The sequence below is a fragment of the Arthrobacter sp. 10N410 genome, from assembly GCF_056394945.1.
Window position 1 is genome coordinate 213700 of the sequence record NZ_JBFTIP010000001.1, and the last position, 12076, is coordinate 225775.

Genomic DNA, 12076 nt, shown 5'->3' on the forward strand with positions numbered 1-12076 from the left:
CATACTTGAACCCAGATTTGGGATTCCGGCAGCCGGGAAGGACGGTGGCTCATGAGCGGCGGGGGAGGCTCGGCGTTCCGGCGCCGGGTGGAACGGGCGGCCGAGTTGCGCTCCATCCGGGCCAGCGGCAGCACGGTCCAGGAGAACGACGAGTTGAGCGCCGCCGAGGAGGAACTCCGGCAAAAACGCGCAAAGGTAGACGACGCCGCCAAGGCCGAATACCTGATCCGCGACGCCATGGCGCAGGGGAAGTTCGACAACCTGAAGTACGCGGGCAAACCCATCCCGGGCCTCGGCGAAGTCTACGACCCGGACTGGTGGGTGAAGGGTTTGCTCCAGCGCGAGAACCTCACCGGCCTGGGCCCGGCGGCGATCCTGCTCCGCACGGAGGACGCCGGACTCGACGCCCGCCTGGATGCCCAGTTCACGGAGAAACAGGTGCGCGATATCCTGGCCGACTTCAACGCCCGCGTGGTCGACGCCCGCCGGCAGCTCCAAGGCGGCCCCCCGGTCATCACCAAGACCCGCGACGTCGACGCCGAGGTGGCCCGCTGGCGCGACCGCCGGGCGGCCCGGGCCGCCGTCGTGGCCCCGGCCGAGCCGGAACCGCAACGGCCTTGGTGGCGCCGGCTCTGGAAGCGCGGCTAGAACGCTGTGGTCCCGAACGTCCAACCAGCGTAGCCTGCGATTAGAAGAACCCATCGCGCAATTGCGCGTCGGCACGAGGCGGGCGATGCCCATGAAAAAGTTGGGAACCGAGGGCAGCCAAAGCCCGCGGCCGGCGGATTCTGCCGAACCGGGGCAGCCGCCACCTGCCCGGTTGCGCCTAGGCTCCGCCCTGGCGTTTGCCGGCTTCGCGGTCTCCGTGGTTGCCGGGCTGTTTCATGCCGATTCCGCCAGCGCGAACGACCACCCGGCGACCTTCGCCGAGTACGCCCGAAGCGGCATCTGGACCGCGGTCCACCTGGGTCAGTTCGCCGGTATGGCGCTTCTGGTCGCCGGATTGCTGGTCCTGCTGATGATGCTGAAGGCGCCGGAGGGGCCGATCGCCTGGGCGGCGCGGTTCGGTGCTGTTGCGGCCGTGACCGCGCTGGCGCTGTACGCCGCGCTGCAGGCCGTCGACGGGGTGGCCCTCAAGCAGGCCGTGGACGCCTGGGCTGCCGCGGCGGAACCGGAGAAGGCAGCCCGCTTTGCGACCGCCGAGGGTGTCCGGTGGCTGGAGTGGGGCATGCGGAGCTACCAGAGCTATGTGCTGGGCGCCGCGCTGGTCCTGACCGGCGCCGTGGTTGTCGGCGCGGGCGGGACCGCCCGACTGGCCGGATATCCGATGGCGGTCTCCGGGCTGGCCTACCTTGCCCAGGGCTGGATCATCGGCTCCGAGGGATTCTCGGCGGCAAACACCATTCCCACGTTGGCAGGAATAGCCCTGATCCTGGTGTGGTCCGTGTGGCTGCTGGTCGTTGCCTGGCCGAAGCGGGCACCGTCCCTCGGCCGCACGCCACGGTGAACCCGGCCGTTCAGGCTGCACGAAGTGGCAGTTCACGGCAGTGTCCAGGCCGAACACTGCCGTGAACTGTCACCTCGGCGGGCTAGTGCGCGCGGACGGTGCGCGGCGCCTTCGCCAGGTTTTCCCGCAGTTCGGCCGCATTCTGGCGGACGACGTAGGCCGGGCGGTCCCGTTCCACGCGCCAGCTTTCGGAGAGCGGGCCGATGTTGACGGTGTCGAAGCCGAACTCGTCGTAGAGCCGCGTCACAAGCTCCGCCGCCTCCGGGAAGTCGCTCGCGGTGGCCAGTGCGCGGCGGTTCTCCGTACCGGCCGGGGTGCCGTCGGTGGCGATCTGGGTGGACATGATGTGGTTGAAGCCCTTGGCGACCTTGGATTTGGGCAAGTGCTCCTGGAGCAGCCCCGAGGTGGTGGCCTCGCCGTTGTCGAGCGCCGGGAACCGTCCGTCGCGCTCCCAGTAGTAGTTGTTCGTGTCGACCACGATCTTGCCCGCAAGCGGTTCCGCCGGGATGTCCTTGATGTTCTTCAGCGGGACCGTGACGACGGCGAAATCGCCGGCCGCCGCAGCCTCCGCCGCGGTTGCCGCGCGGGCATGCGGGCCCAGTTCGGCGACGAGTTCCGCCAGGGTTTCCGGCCCCCGGGAGTTGCTGATCACGACGTCGTAGCCGAGCTGGACCGCCTTCCGGGCGAGCTGGCTGCCAATGTGTCCTGCACCGATGATTCCGATTGTTGTCATATCCGGGCTAACGGCATCCCGGCCGCGGATATTTCAGGGGACGCGGGCCGGGCGTGGCGGGCCGCAGTTCAGGGGTGCAACCAGCCTTGCTCGAAGTCCGGGTGGTCGTAATAGGGCAACGCCAAGGCCTGCAGGGAGCGCTCCATCCAGTCCAGCGACCGCGGCGCCCAGTGGGCCTCCTGGAGTGAGTCGCTGACCATCGAGGCCAGCGCCGACTGCCGAGCCGCTTCGACGACGCCGATCAGCCTCCGCTTTGCCTCGCATTCGAGCAGCAGCCGTTGTTCGTACCATTCGCCGGATTTGGAGACGGTCCGGTCGCTGAGGAGTGTCCGGGCCGCCGCCTCGTCCTCGGAAATGCGCTCGGACAGAAACTCAACAATGTCCACAAACCGAGGGTACGCGCGACGGGCGGACTTGGCATCACCCGAGCAGGTCGTCCTCGTAGCACCAGCGCCAGTCCTCGCCCGGTTCGATGCTGCGCATGACGGGGTGGCCGGTCGCTTCGAAGTGCCGGGAGGCGTGCGTGCCGGGGGAGGAATCGCAGCAGCCCACGTTCCCGCACGCCAGGCACATCCTGAGGTGTACCGGCGTCGTGCCTTCGCGGCGGCAGTCCGCGCAGAAGGGCTCGTGCGGAACGTCGGGGTCGGGTGCGGACTCGAGGTGGCCGCATACCCCGCCGGGCCTCGCGATCCCTTCGCCGCCGCCCTCGGCGGGGGTGTCCAGCTCCTCAAGCGAGATGTCCAGCATGGATTCCTCAACGTCCAGCCGGTCCAGAACCTCGCTGAGAACCTCGTGGGCGTAGGCGCCGCCGCGCCGCAGTTCCAGCACCTTGGCCCGTTCGGCTTCCAGCATGGCGAGCCGCAGCTGGGCATAGCGCTGGCTGGGGGTCGCGGCCTCCGAGGTCGGCCGGCCGAGCCGCTCCCAGGCCGCCAGCCCGCGCTCCTGGGTGCGCCGCTTGAGCATGGCCACCACCTCCGGCGGGTCGTTGTCGGTGCGCAGTTCCTGCAGCCGCTCCACCCCGGCCGCGGTAGCCAGCTGCATCAGGGACGCCTGGTTCAGGGCATCCTCGCGCTGGTCCGGGCCCTGGACCCGGAGCAGCCGGACCAGTGCCGGCAGGGTGAAGCCCTGCAACGCCAGCGTCCCGCCGACCACCACCATCGCGGCCAGGATCAGCACGGACCGGTGCTCCAGGTCCGCGGGCAGCACCAGCACCGCGGCCAGCGTCACCACCCCGCGCATCCCGGCCCAGGACACGATCGCGGCGAACTGCCACGGCGGCGCCGGGTCATCGCGCCGCACGCTCGGAATCAGCCGGGGCAGGTATGTCGCCGGGAAGACCCACACCGGCCGGAGCAGCAACACCGCCAGCAGAATCACCGCGCAGCCCGCCCAGATCCGGCCGGCGCCAAGCGAGTCGTCCTGGATGCCCTCGATGATGGTCCGGACCTGCAGTCCGATCAGCAGGAACACGGAGTTTTCCAGCAGGAACTGCACCGTGTTCCAGTTACTTCGCTGGCTCAGCCGGGCCGCGCCGTTGGGCATGGACGGCGCTTTGGTTCCCATTACGAGCCCGGTGACGACGACGGCGAGGACACCGGAAGCGTGGATCGCCTCGGCCGGAAGGTAGGCGACGAACGGGGCCATCAGCGATGTCGAGGTGTTGATCGCGACGTTGCGGATCCGCTTGCGGAGCTCGGTCAGCACGTAGGCGGCAGCCAGGCCGACCACCAGCCCGCCGCCGGCCGCGAGCAGGAAGCCGCCGGCGATCCCGGCCGCGGACACGGTCCCGGCGATCGCCGCGATGGCGGCGCGCAGGCAGACCAGCGCGGTGGCGTCGTTGACCAGGGATTCGCCCTCCAGGATGGTAACAATCCGGCGGGGCATGCCCACCTTCCGGGCGATGGCCGTCGCGGCCACGGCATCCGGCGGTGCGACGACGGCGCCCAGGGCGATCGCGGCGGCCAGCGGGATTTCCGGGAACAGCCACCAGACCACGAAGCCGACGGCGAGGGTTCCGAAGATGACGTAGCCCACCGAGAGCAGCGCGATGGCGCGGCGGTTGGAACCGAAATCGAAGAGCGAGGTCCGCAAGGCGGCGGCGTAAAGCAGTGGGGGCAACAGCCCGACGAGGACCAGCTCCGGGTTCAGCTCAATGCGCGGGACAAAGGGGAGGAAGGACCCCGCGACGCCGGCCAGCACCAGCAGCAGGGGAACGGAAACGTTGAGCTTCCGGCCCAGTGCGCTGCCGGCACAGACAACGGCCACGAGAACCAGCAGTCCGAGGGCGAGTTCCATGAGGCCATTCTGTCAGGCGGTTGATTCGGCCGTGCTCCGTGCCCGGCCGCGCTTAGGCGAGGCTGTCTTCCTTGACGCGCTCCTGCTGGCCGTGCGGTGCAGCGGCGGCGTGGTGCGCCTGGGCGTGGTGGCCGAACGGGTTGAAGCGGCTGTGGGCCAGGCCGTCGAATTCGTAGGCGGTTTCGGCGTGCTCGGAGCGGTCCACGCCGGCCACCTCGGCTTCGTGGCTGACACGGAAACCGACGGCCTTGTGGATCGCGAGCCCGATGACCGCCGTGGCCAGGCCGGACAGCGTGACAGTGATCAGCACGGCGACCGTCTGGGCGACCAGCTGGTGCAGGCCGCCGCCGTAGAAGAGCCCTCCGCCATGTCCGTCCGCCGGCAGGGCGATGAGGCCGAGCGCGAGCGTGCCGATCAGCCCGCCGCCGAGGTGGACGCCGACGACGTCGAGCGAGTCATCGAAGCCGAACTTGTACTTCAAGTCCACGAACACGCAGCAGGCGGCGCCGGCCACCAGGCCCAGTCCGACGGCGGCGAGCGGGCTGACGTTGGCGCAGGAGGGAGTGATCGCGACGAGGCCGGCCACCACGCCGGAGGCCGCACCGAGCGAGGTGGGGTGGCCGTGGCGGACCTTTTCGACCACGAGCCAGCTCAGCATGGCGGCCGCGGGGGCGGCGAGGGTGTTGACCCAGATCAGGCCCGCCTGTTCCACCGTCGTCGCGGCACCGGCGTTGAAGCCGAACCAGCCGAACCAGAGGATCCCGGCGCCGAGCATGATGAACGGGATGTTGTGCGGGCGGTGTGCCGGGTCCTTGCCGAAGCCGTGGCGGTTGCCCAGGATCAGGACCAGGACCAGGGCGGCGGTGCCGGAGCTGATTTCCACCACGGTGCCGCCGGCGAAGTCGATCACCTGGCCGAAGACGGAACTCACGGCACCGCCGGCGCTCATCAGCCCGCCGCCCCAGACCATGAAGGCCAGCGGGCAGTAGACGACGCTGATCCAAACCGGAACGAAGAGCGCCCAGGCGGTGAACTTGGCGCGGTCGGCGATGGCGCCGCTGATCAGGGCGACGGTGATGATCGCGAAGGTTGCGCTGAAGCCGGCCTTGAGGAGGTCGGGGGAGCCCATGAGCCTGGCCAGCCCGAAGTTGGCGAAGGGATCCCCGAAGATGCCCAGGAAGCCCTTGCCGGTGGTCATCGAGTAGCCCCAGAGTACCCAAACGACACCCACGATGCCGGCCGAGACGAAGCTCATCATGATCATGTTCAGGGAGGCCTTGGCCCGGGTCATGCCGCCGTAAAAGAGCCCGAGGGCGGGGGTCATCAGCAGCACTAGGGCTGCCGAGAACATGATCCAGACGTTTCCCGCGGTGAGTTCCACCTGCGTTCCCTTCCAACAAATCGCCGTACCGGGACACCTCGCCGCCGGTCCCCAACCGGGTTCAATCCTCCCGGCGGCGTGTTTCAGGCAGTCGGGCGCAACGTTGCGGGGAAGTTACAGAAATCGTCCCTTCGTGAAGGGCGCGTGTCGGGTTTGTTTCCGGGAGGTAAACGGCGGCTATCCGGCGCGGTTCCCCCGCCGTTTCGACGGTTCCGTGCACACCGGACGTTTCCTAGCGTCGAACCGGCAGGGAACCGTCGAAACGGGTGCCGGCCGGCTGCGGAAGAATCGGGCGGGAGCGTGGGCATCAGTCTGCCAACTGTCCGGAATCCCGGACACAAGCGCCGGCTACCCCCGTGATGCAGATCACGGGACGTGCTCAGATGGACGGACAAACCCACCCAGATCTCTAGTGAGGACGAGCATGCAAGCTTCGACACGAACGGAAACCGCCGGGCGGCGCGTCGAGCGCCGCTCCATCGACTTCGTTCCGGAAAATGAACGCCACGGATCTCCCGGGCAGCAGTTCACGCTGTGGTTCGGGGCGAACATGCAGATTACGGCGATCGTCGACGGCGCCCTTGCCGTGCTGTTCGGCGCCGATGCGCTCTGGGCAATTCTGGGGCTTCTGATCGGCAATCTGCTCGGCGGCGCGGTGATGGCTCTGCACGCGGCCCAGGGACCGAAGCTCGGCCTGCCGCAGATGATCTCCAGCCGGGCTCAGTTCGGCGTCTTCGGGGCGGTGATTCCGCTGGTGCTCGTCATCATCATGTACCTCGGCTTCGCGGCGACCGGTACCGTCCTCGCAGGCCAGGCCATTGATCAAATCACCCGCACCGGAACCCCCGCCGTGGGCATGGTGATCTTCGGCGCGCTAACGGTGCTTGTGGCCACGCTGGGCTACAAGTACATCCACGTGCTGGGCCGCATCTCGACCGTCATCGGCGTACTGGGTTTCACCTACCTTGGCATCCGGCTCTTCGCGAGCCAGGACGTCGGGGCCCTTCTCGCCTCCGGCACCTTCGAGTTCCCCACTTTTCTGCTCGCCATCTCGCTGGGCGCCGGCTGGCAGCTGACCTACGGTCCCTACGTCGCGGACTACTCGCGCTACCTGCCCTCGAAAACCCCGGCACGGAAGACCTTCCTGGCCGCCTTCCTCGGCACCGTGCTGGGCTCCCAGTGGTCCATGACGCTCGGCGCGCTGTTCGCGTCGCTGGCGCTGCCCAAGGGCCAGCGGTTCCTGGACGGCCAGGTTGCCTTCCTGGGCAACCTCAGCGGCGGCGGCCTGATCGCCGTCGTCATCTACTTGGTCATTGTGACCGGGAAGCTGACAGTCAACACCCTGAACGCCTACGGCGGCTACATGACCATGCTGACGTCCGTCACGGCCTTCACCCGCAAGACCGCCGCCCGGTCGCGGACCCGGTTCGCTTACGTGATCGGCTTCATCGGACTCACCGTGCTGATCGCCATGCTGGCCTCCCCGGACTTCCTCGCCAACTTTAAGAACTTCGTGCTGCTGCTGCTTATGGTCTTCATCCCCTGGAGCTCCATCAACCTCGTGGATTACTACCTGATCTCCAAGGAAAAGGTCGACATCCCGGCCCTGTACGACCCGAACGGCCGCTACGGACGGTGGAACAAAACGGCGCTGATCTCCTACGCGATCGGCATCGTCGCCCAGATTCCGTTCCTGGCGCAGACGCTCTACACGGGCCCGATGACCAAGGTGCTGGGTGGATCCGACATCTCGTGGCTGGTGGGCCTTGTGGTCACCGCCCTGGTGTTCTACCCCCTGGCCAAGCGCAACTCCAACGCGCCCGCAGAGATGATCTATCCGAACGACGCCGGCGTCGCGGCGGAGCCGCCGGCCGGCCGGCTCGCAGGCGCTCCGGTGGCCTGACCCGCCGTCGGCTCCCGCTCCGCCGTTTCGACGGTTCCGTGCACCCTCGACGTATCCAAACGTCGATTCGGCAGGGAACCGTCGAAACGGGCAGCGTGGCTGCGGCGGGCGCCTTAGAGCCGGGTGATTTGAGTCAGATAGCCGTAGTACTTCGCACCGGCCGGCCGGAGCGGATCTCCAATGAACCCGAAGTCCGGGTGCCGGCTGTTGTACGACTCGGCGGTGTCCAGGAACTGCTGGGTGAGCTCCGCGCCCGATCCCTGGCAGGCTCCCTGGTCGATGCACAGGGCCACTGCGCCTGCCACTGCCGGACTGGCGAAGCTGGTGCCATGGTTCACGCCGTAGCCACCGGGCACGGTGGACAGGATGCACACACCCGGCGCGGCGACCGTGTGCTCCTTGTCCCTGGCGTTGACGGCGAAGTTCGAGAAGAACGCCGGCCGGTCGTCCAACTGTCCGAGGCGCCGCCAGTCATCACGGCCGCACAGGCTGGCAGCGAGTCCGTCGGGCTTTCCGTCGAAGTCCGCCATGGCGGTCGCGGTCAGCACCTCGTGGTAGGCCGCGGGGACCGTCCCGGCGAGGTCTGCGGCCGAGTTTCCGGCTGCGACGGCGTACGCCACGCCGGCCCTGACCGAGCGGCAGATCGCGTAGTGCATCGGGTCGGTGCCCTTGCCGCAGTTGGCGGTGTCGGAGCCCGGGCCGCCGATGCTGATATTGGCGACGGCGATGTCGTTGTCCTCGTTGTCGTCCTTGTGCGTTGAGGTCACCCAGTCAATGGCGCAGATCAGGCTCTCCTCGGTGATGGAACCGGTGTTGGAGACGACCCGTACGGACCAGAGCGGGGTGCCCGGTGCCACGCCGATGATGCCGGAGCCGTTGTTGCGGGCACCGATGACACCGGCCACCGACGTGCCGTGGCCAAGCACGTCAATGGGCGTCACTTCGACCGGTTTCCCGGAGGTGCAGTCGATCCCTCCCTGGACGTTCAGGTCGGGGTGCTTGCCGTCGATGCCGCTGTCGATGACCGCCACATTGACTGCGGAGCCATTTTCATTGCCAGTGCCGGCACGTACGGCGTCCTTGGCCGCTTCCGGATCGCCGCCGATCCGTTGCCACCACAACGGAGCGATCTCGGTGTTGGGTGTGGTGGGCTCTTCAGGCTCCTCGAAGTGCCGGCCGAGCGTGACGAAATCGACGCTGGGATCGGCGGCGAGGTTCTTGGCCTGGCTGGCCGTCATGGTGCCGGAGTAGCCGCTCACAGCGCTCCGGTACACGTTGGAGCCACTGAAACCGAACTTGGCCTGCTGGGCCGCGGCCAAGGCCCCGGCATCGCCGGTGCCGTCCTTGAGCACGACAATGTAGCTTTGTGCCGGTTCGGCGGCGGCAGAAGGTGCAGCGGCCGCCAGGCCCCCGCCCGTTAGCAGCAGGAGGGCTGCCAGTCCGCCCACGAAGCGCCGCGGCCGTGTGCCGTCCGGCGGGGGAGCAGCAGCGCCGGGCCGGGGACGGCGCCAGCCGGGATCCACGAATGTTTTTTGCACGTGCGGGAAAAGATTGCGGATAGTGGTAAACATCGTGGCCTCCCAGTAAGCATGGTGCTTTTCGAGTGCCCCCCGTCCATATGGTAGGCCCTGCAGCGCGGATTAATCAGGGGCTATCGGACTCCCCGTCCGGCGGCCGGCGGCAGCGGCGGCTACGCCAGAGGGATTTCCAGGCACCTTTCGCCGGCATTCCAGCTGCTTCCGGTGCCCAGCTCCCCGCACAGCCGGGACATCCGGTCCGCGACATCCCGGGCGTCTCGGACTGCCAACCGGGCCTGGAAGTCGGCGATGAGGGTGGGAAACAAGCGCAGCTGCCGCGGCGCCCCGCCGTCGGCCTCCAGCAGGAAGATGAAGGAAAAGTCGTTGCGCTCCTCGGGGTCCACCGCATAGTCATCGACGAAGTCCCCGGCGCCGTAGATGATCGGCCGGTTCCGGTACACCTCGACGCCGCGGAAGATATGCGGCGAATGCCCGAACACGACGTCGGCGCCCGCGTCGACCAGCCGCCGCGCCAGTGTGCGATGCTCGGGCGGGGCGCCGGAGCCCCAGTTGCCGCCCCAATGCGCCGAAACGACGAGCAGCTGGACTCGCGACTTGGTCCGCTCCACCAACTCGAGCAGCTGCCCGACCCGCTCCCCGCGGTCTGCAACAGGGACGTAGTACACGCCTGGGGACCCGGGCGCTGCCTCCCAGTCCGGCTGGTTGTCCGTAAACGCCACGAACCCGACGGCGGTGCCGCCGACCCGGCGGACGGCCGGGCGCCGGGCCGAGGCCGGGTCCGTGCCAGCGCCCGCATGCAGGATCCCGTGCCGGTCCAGTGCAGGCAGCATTTCCCGCAGGGCGTCCGGACCGTAATCGAGGACGTGGTTGTTGGCGAGCGACACCAGGTCGATCTGCGCGGAGACCAGGCTGCGCACGTTCTTCAGGTCGCTGCGGAAGGTGAAGACCTTGCCGGGCTCGGGTCTACCGCCGTCGGCCAGCACGCACTCCAGGTTGGCGATCCTCACGTCCGCCCGCCGCAGGACCGGCAGCGTGTCACCCCAGGGATAGGCGGGACCGGCGGTCTTCAGGTAGTCGTTGACCAGCCGGCCGAGCATGACGTCGCCCAGGAACGCGATCTGCATGGCACCAGCATGGACCGCCGGCCGGGCAAGCGAAAGGACGACGGCGGAACATTCCCCCGTCGTCCCCTCCGCATGCCCTAGGCGCGGAGCCTGCGGCCCAGATTCGCGTACTTTTCGAGCCGGCGCGGAATGAGTTCGCCGATCCCGGAGGCCGAGACCAGGGAGAGCTCGTATTCAATTGCCTGTCCCATCCGCCGACAGAACGCCCGGGCCTCCAACGCGGCGTCGGGGCGTTCGTCAACGATGTGGTCTATTAGTCCGTTGGCGTGCAGGGCCGCGACGTTGACGCCCTGGGATGCGGACATCGCCGGCGCAAACTCGGTGCTGCGGTGCACGATGGCGCTTGCTCCCTCGGGCGGCAGCGGGGACAGCCAGGCATGCTGGGCTGCCACGGTCCGGTCGGCCGGCAGCAGCGCCAACGCACCGCCTCCGGCGCCCTGCCCCAGCAGCACCGAGACGGAGGGCGACTGCAAGCCGATGAGGTCGTGGAGGGACCGGGCAATTTCGCCGGCCAAGCCGCCTTCTTCGGCCTCTTTGGACAGCGCCGCGCCGCCGGTGTCGATGACCGTCAGCAGGGGCAGGCCCAGCTCCTCCGCCAGCCGCATGCCGCGCCGCGCCTCACGGAGGGAAGCCGGTCCCATGGCCGTCTGCTGCGACGGCCTCGGCCGCGAGTGGCCGAGTACGACGCAGGACCTCTCGCCAAAACGGGCCAAGGCCAGCAGCAGCCCGGGGTCCTTCTCGCCCTGGCCGGTGCCGTTGAGCGGCAGGACGTCCCGTGCCCCGTGGGCCAGGAGCTGGCGGAGGTCGGGCCGGCGGGGATTCCGCGAAATCTCAATCGAGGTCCAGGCCCCGGCGTCCGAGGGGGCCACGCTGAGAGTCGGCGGCGGACCCACCGGCGCCGGGGAGCCGGGGCTGAGGATATCCAGCGCACGGTTGACGATATCGGGCAGTTGCCCCGGCGGAACCACCGCGTCGACGAGTCCTTTGTCGAAGAGGTTCTCCGCCACCTGGACGTTTTCCGGGAAGGGCTTGCCGTGCAGCGCCTCGTAGACCCGCGGGCCAAGAAACCCCAGAAGCGCGGCCGGCTCCGCCACGGTGATGTGGCCGAGCGAACCCCAGGAAGCCATCACGCCGCCGGTGGTGGGGTGGCGCAGATACACGAGGTAGGGAAAGCCTGCCTGCCGGTGTGCGCGGACGGCGGCGGTGATCTTGATCATCGACAGGAACGCCAGCGTCCCCTCCTGCATCCGCGTGCCGCCGGACGCAGGTCCCGCCAGCAGAGGCAGGCCTTCCGCGGTGGCCCTTTCGACAGCCAGGACGATTCGTTCGGCCGCGGCGGCCCCGATCGAACCCGCGAGGAAACGGAATTCGCTGACGATCACGGCGACCCGGCGGCCCCGGATCAACCCTTCACCGGTGAGGACTGATTCGTCCACGCCGGATTTCTCACGGGCCGCCGCCAGCTCCGCCCGGTAGGCGGGGCTTGGATCCGGGTCAGTCACCGGTTTGTCCCAGCTGCGGTAGGAGCCCGGGTCCAGCACCGTGGCTATCAGCGCAGTGGCATCGAGGTGCCGGACCTTCTGCTCTGCCAGCAT

General features: G+C 68.6%; 10 protein-coding genes. 3 read left to right on the top strand and 7 right to left on the bottom strand.

Features of this window, described 5'->3' with window-relative positions; translation table 11 throughout:
- The first annotated feature begins 51 nt into the window (after positions 1–51).
- Positions 52–648 carry a DnaJ family domain-containing protein gene (locus tag AC1DB8_RS01025; RefSeq protein WP_441416736.1) on the top strand — a complete coding sequence of 199 codons (597 nt, stop codon included), beginning with the start codon at positions 52–54 and terminating at the stop codon, positions 646–648.
- A 91-nt stretch (positions 649–739) separates the two neighbouring features.
- Positions 740–1507: a hypothetical protein gene (locus AC1DB8_RS01030; protein WP_441416737.1), complete on the top strand. Its 768-nt coding sequence runs from the start codon at positions 740–742 to the stop codon at positions 1505–1507.
- 82 nt (positions 1508–1589) lie between these two features.
- Here AC1DB8_RS01030 and AC1DB8_RS01035 read toward each other — a convergent pair whose 3' ends face one another.
- The 4 genes from AC1DB8_RS01035 to AC1DB8_RS01050 form a co-directional block, all read right to left on the bottom strand.
- Positions 1590–2240, bottom strand: a complete 651-nt coding sequence (locus AC1DB8_RS01035) for an NADPH-dependent F420 reductase (protein ID WP_441416738.1) — start codon at positions 2238–2240, stop codon at positions 1590–1592.
- A 68-nt stretch (positions 2241–2308) separates the two neighbouring features.
- Positions 2309–2626 (bottom strand): DUF6221 family protein, encoded by a 318-nt coding sequence (locus AC1DB8_RS01040; RefSeq protein ID WP_175323884.1) that lies wholly within the window; start codon positions 2624–2626, stop codon positions 2309–2311.
- Between the two features lie 34 nt (positions 2627–2660).
- Complete coding sequence (locus AC1DB8_RS01045; RefSeq protein WP_441416739.1) at positions 2661–4535, bottom strand: Na+/H+ antiporter; 1875 nt, start codon at positions 4533–4535, stop codon at positions 2661–2663.
- 52 nt (positions 4536–4587) lie between these two features.
- Positions 4588–5916 carry an ammonium transporter gene (locus AC1DB8_RS01050; RefSeq protein WP_476891976.1) on the bottom strand — a complete coding sequence of 443 codons (1329 nt, stop codon included), beginning with the start codon at positions 5914–5916 and terminating at the stop codon, positions 4588–4590.
- 424 nt (positions 5917–6340) lie between these two features.
- Between AC1DB8_RS01050 and AC1DB8_RS01055 the strand changes: the two genes are divergently transcribed.
- On the top strand, positions 6341–7819 hold the full coding sequence (locus AC1DB8_RS01055; protein ID WP_441416741.1) for a purine-cytosine permease family protein: 1479 nt from the start codon (positions 6341–6343) through the stop codon (positions 7817–7819).
- Between the two features lie 113 nt (positions 7820–7932).
- Here AC1DB8_RS01055 and AC1DB8_RS01060 read toward each other — a convergent pair whose 3' ends face one another.
- From AC1DB8_RS01060 to AC1DB8_RS01070, 3 genes are all read right to left on the bottom strand, one after another.
- Positions 7933–9390 (bottom strand): S8 family peptidase, encoded by a 1458-nt coding sequence (locus AC1DB8_RS01060; protein WP_476891977.1) that lies wholly within the window; start codon positions 9388–9390, stop codon positions 7933–7935.
- Positions 9391–9509: 119 nt separating this feature from the next.
- Positions 9510–10481 carry a CapA family protein gene (locus tag AC1DB8_RS01065; RefSeq protein WP_476891978.1) on the bottom strand — a complete coding sequence of 324 codons (972 nt, stop codon included), beginning with the start codon at positions 10479–10481 and terminating at the stop codon, positions 9510–9512.
- A 77-nt stretch (positions 10482–10558) separates the two neighbouring features.
- Positions 10559–12076 carry a carboxyl transferase domain-containing protein gene (locus AC1DB8_RS01070; protein ID WP_476891979.1) on the bottom strand — a complete coding sequence of 506 codons (1518 nt, stop codon included), beginning with the start codon at positions 12074–12076 and terminating at the stop codon, positions 10559–10561.

What these genes read in the sequence shown, in the direction of transcription:
- AC1DB8_RS01025 (WP_441416736.1), top strand. Translation starts at nt 52, where the DNA reads ATGAGCGGCGGGGGAGGCTCGGCGTTCCGGCGCCGGGTGGAACGGGCG.
- AC1DB8_RS01030 (WP_441416737.1), top strand. Translation starts at nt 740, where the DNA reads ATGAAAAAGTTGGGAACCGAGGGCAGCCAAAGCCCGCGGCCGGCGGAT.
- AC1DB8_RS01035 (WP_441416738.1), bottom strand. Translation starts at nt 2,240, where the DNA reads ATGACAACAATCGGAATCATCGGTGCAGGACACATTGGCAGCCAGCTC.
- AC1DB8_RS01045 (WP_441416739.1), bottom strand. Translation starts at nt 4,535, where the DNA reads ATGGAACTCGCCCTCGGACTGCTGGTTCTCGTGGCCGTTGTCTGTGCC.
- AC1DB8_RS01055 (WP_441416741.1), top strand. Translation starts at nt 6,341, where the DNA reads ATGCAAGCTTCGACACGAACGGAAACCGCCGGGCGGCGCGTCGAGCGC.
- AC1DB8_RS01060 (WP_476891977.1), bottom strand. Translation starts at nt 9,390, where the DNA reads ATGTTTACCACTATCCGCAATCTTTTCCCGCACGTGCAAAAAACATTC.
- AC1DB8_RS01065 (WP_476891978.1), bottom strand. Translation starts at nt 10,481, where the DNA reads ATGCAGATCGCGTTCCTGGGCGACGTCATGCTCGGCCGGCTGGTCAAC.
- AC1DB8_RS01070 (WP_476891979.1), bottom strand. Translation starts at nt 12,076, where the DNA reads ATGCTGGCAGAGCAGAAGGTCCGGCACCTCGATGCCACTGCGCTGATA.